This is a genomic window from Leucobacter sp. M11, from assembly GCF_035726885.1.
GTDB lineage: Bacteria > Actinomycetota > Actinomycetes > Actinomycetales > Microbacteriaceae > JAPFRB01.
In genome coordinates this window covers 217,840-221,303 of sequence record NZ_JAPFRB010000003.1, presented here as the reverse complement: position 1 = coordinate 221,303, position 3,464 = coordinate 217,840, and the positions used below count along the sequence as shown (strand labels likewise).

Genomic DNA, 3,464 nt, shown 5'->3' with positions numbered 1-3,464 from the left:
GGCCGCGAAACGCTGCGCGTTTCGTTGAGCGTCCGGCCGGGGTTCGATTCCCGTCATCCCCTCCACTGCGAGAGCCCCTGACCTTCGGTCGGGGGCTCTCTGCGTTTCCGGGGAGGTCGGGACTCCTGGAGAACCCGTGACTGGCGTCGCAGGCTCCGCCAGCGGCGTGGCCGCGAAACGCTGCGCGTTTCGTTGAGCGTCCGGCCGGGGTTCGATTCCCGTCATCCCCTCCACTACGAGAGCCCCTGACCTTCGGTCGGGGGTTCTCTGCGTTTCCGGGGAGGGAGCCCGCCGGCTCGCGTTGCGCGCGAGAGAAGGCCACCTGCGCGGGCTGAAGGGCAGGCCACGCTCGTTGCGGCCACGATCAGCGCTCCGCGGGAGAACTGGTGATCCGCGCCCAGAAACGCAGACGCCCAGAAACGCAGACGTCCAGAAACTCAGACGTCCAGAAACGCAGAAGGTCGGTGAGTCCTCGAAAGGACTCACCGACCTCATCTCGGTTCAGCGCGTGCGCGCTGAGGTGAGATTAGAGCGGGCGAATGTTCTCCGCCTGCGGACCCTTGGGTCCACGAGCGGGGTCATACTCGACCTTCTGGTTCTCGTCCAGCGTGCGGAAGCCGCTCGTGGCGATAGCAGAGTAGTGCGCGAAGACGTCATCGCTGCCGTCGTCGGGAGCGATGAAGCCGAAACCCTTTTCGGCGTTAAACCATTTGACAGTGCCGGTGGCCATACGTTTTCCTTCTCATGTGCGGATCGAACCCGACCTTCAGGCTCGGTCGTCGCTTGTGCAAACGCAGATGAGAAAAGCTTCTCCCACAAGGGGATTGGACTTGAAATACCGTGCGTTGGAACAGCAACTCCATGAGTCACACTAGTGCACCCGTGTTTGCGGTGGGTCACCGAATTGTCACGATTTGGTGAGGGAAAGGAAATACGGGGTGTCCGAGGGGGATTCCGGACCGGAATCGGAAGATATCCGGGAAAACCCCGCTGGGAGCAGGACTTAGCAGACCGCGGCAGCGGCGAGGGCCTCGGCGGTGGTCTCCACGGTCCAGGGGAGCTCGCCCACAGCATCCGGCTGAGCCTCGGAGACGATCGCGGCGAGCTGGAAGGCGAGCTGCTTGGCGAAGCCACCGCCTGCGGAGGAGTTATTCAGCGCGACCACGACGGTAAAGCCGGTGTTGGGGTCCTGGAACGCGGCGCTGATCGTGCCCGTGATGAGCCCGTCGCGGCCCTTGAGGGGACCCTCGTGCAGCAGACCGAAGCCCCAGGCCTGGCCGGATGCCTCGGCCTCCTTGGTGACCTCGCCCTCGGCGTTCCGCTCCGGGTTGAGCGTGGAGCGCTCCTCAGCGAGGACCTCGGCAGCCTGTGCGCCGCCGATCTTGCCGCTCAGGTAGGCGTCAAGGAAGGCCCGGTGGTCGCTGAGGGTGGTCACCGCGCCACCGGCGCCGGACAGCATCGACGGGGAAACCTCGGCAAGCTCAATCGCGGTGTCGCAGACGGCCTTGCCGTCGGCCACCGGGAAGACCAGGGGAGCGAGGGTGGGGTCCGGCAGCGTCGTGCCCGTGGGCAGTTCCGTGCGGGTCATCTGGGTCGGCTGGAAGATTTCATCGTCGAGCAGATCCGGCAGTTCGCGGTCGGCGACGATCTTCAAGGCGCGGCCCAGCACCACGGCGTTGGTGTCCGAGTAGTTGAAGTTCAGTCCGGCGTGGGGGAGCGGCGAGTTCACGAGGCCCTGGGAGATGAGCTCCCGATCCGGCCAGAAACGAGCCGGATTGTTGCGGTTGATCCCGCTGAACGCGGCCTTGTAATCAGCGAGGCCCGAGGTCTGCTCGCAGAGCTGACGGTAGGTGATGCCCTCGATGCCGTTCTGGCGCGGCAGGTCCTTGGACACCTCGCGGTCGAGGCTGACGACGCCCTGCGCCACCAGCTCGAGCAGGAGGGCGCAGGTGTATGGCTGCGTGGTCTGTGCGCCGCGGAAGGACGTGGTGACGGGCAGCTCGGAGTCGTCCGTGGTGAGTCCCTGGACGTACTCGCCCGAGTCGGCCGTCCACACCCCAATGAGGGCCTGGGTCGAACCGCTCTGCTGCATCGCAGTCTCGACCGCCTGCTGGATGCGGTCGTTCGCGTCGCCGGGCAGGCTTGCCACTGGGCTGTCTCCAGCCTGGCCTCCTGGGGAGGAGCAGCCGCTCACTACGAGGGCGATCGCGGCCAGCAGACCGACGGCGGCGCCGGTAGCGCGCCGTGCCAAGGAGTTCGTCACAGATTCACCTCATCCAAAACAGTCAAAAACAGCACGAGTCTAGCGTTGTTCAGCTGAGAGGGGACGAAGTGAGGGCAACCTAACCTATGCTGGGAGGGTGAAGACATTCGATGAAACCGTCGTTGCCGGGGTAACCGGCCACATGAACGGCGACCACACGGACGACAGCATGCTGATCGCGCGCGCGTTTGGCCACCCCGACGCGACGGCTTCGGTGATGACCGGGCTGGACGGAGAAGGCGGCATCTGGACCGTGACGACCCCCGCCGGAGTCACCGAGATGCGCGTTTCCTGGCCTGGCGGCCCCATCAGCGAGCGCCCCGAGATCCGTCGCGAGGTTGTCGTCCTCTACGAGATCGCCTGCGAGCGGCTCGGCATCACTCCTCGCCCCCACTAGACCACGGCTTCGAGACCCAGCAGCCACCCCCTCACTAGGAGCTTTTCGTGACCAAGACAGACATTTCCTTCTCCCAGGCCCTTCGCGAGGGCACCTGGTCGGACCACTCGGAGAGCGAGGGGGCCGGATTCATGGAGGACCTGATGAAGGGCCGTGGGACCCGCGAGGACTACATCGCCCTCGTCGCCCAGCACTTCTTCATGTACGAGGCCCTGGAGGGCGCGACCGAGGCCATGCGCGAGAACCCCGTTGCTGCGCCGTTCATCAGCGACGCGCTGATCCGGATGCCCGCGGTGCAGGCGGACCTCGAGTTCCTGCTCGGCGCTGACTGGCGCGACCGGATCGAAGCCGTCCCCGCGACCCGGGCCTACGCGGATCGCATCACCGAGGTTGCCGCGACCGACCCGGGGGCCTTCGTCGCTCACCACTACACGCGCTACCTCGGTGACCTGTCCGGTGGCCAGTTCATCAGCCGGCTGATGCAGCGCCACTTCGGTCTGGAGCGTCAGGGCGTTGAGTTTTACGCCTTCGATGAGCTGGGCCCGATCCCCGAGTTCAAGGATGCGTACCGCGCGAAGCTCGATGAGATTGGCCTCGACCAGGCTGGGCGTGAGGCGCTGATCGCCGAGGCCCGAGTCGCATACGGCTTCAACACCGAGGTCTTTGTCGATCTCGCACGGGCGAAGAAAGCCCAGTAACGCGGCCCCGCGGAGCGTCACCGCGCTTCGAAGCGGCGGAGGGGGAGTGCGCGAACCGTCCCCCTCCCGCCGAGGACGGCACGGGAACGCCGGGCCCCGCGCACCC

4 protein-coding genes are annotated in these 3,464 nt (G+C 66.1%); 2 read left to right on the top strand and 2 right to left on the bottom strand.

Going from position 1 to position 3,464, the window contains the following annotated elements; all coding sequences use genetic code 11:
• Nucleotides 1–526: 526 nt before the first annotated feature.
• Nucleotides 527–730, bottom strand: a complete 204-nt coding sequence (locus OOT08_RS09295) for a cold-shock protein (RefSeq protein WP_325092372.1) — start codon at nt 728–730, stop codon at nt 527–529.
• Between the two features lie 273 nt (nt 731–1,003).
• A complete protein-coding gene (locus tag OOT08_RS09290) occupies nt 1,004–2,149 on the bottom strand; it encodes a serine hydrolase domain-containing protein (RefSeq protein WP_325092371.1) in 1,146 nt (381 codons plus the stop codon).
• Nucleotides 2,150–2,360: 211 nt separating this feature from the next.
• Between OOT08_RS09290 and OOT08_RS09285 the strand changes: the two genes are divergently transcribed.
• On the top strand, nt 2,361–2,660 hold the full coding sequence (locus tag OOT08_RS09285) for a DUF2470 domain-containing protein (RefSeq protein WP_325092370.1): 300 nt from the start codon (nt 2,361–2,363) through the stop codon (nt 2,658–2,660).
• A 47-nt stretch (nt 2,661–2,707) separates the two neighbouring features.
• Entirely contained in the window at nt 2,708–3,358 is a 651-nt protein-coding gene (locus tag OOT08_RS09280) for a biliverdin-producing heme oxygenase (RefSeq protein WP_325092369.1), read from the top strand.
• Nucleotides 3,359–3,464: the final 106 nt, after the last annotated feature.

Excerpts from the sequence above, each read along its gene's own strand:
- OOT08_RS09295 (WP_325092372.1), bottom strand. The coding sequence starts at position 730 with ATGGCCACCGGCACTGTCAAATGGTTTAACGCCGAAAAGGGTTTCGGC.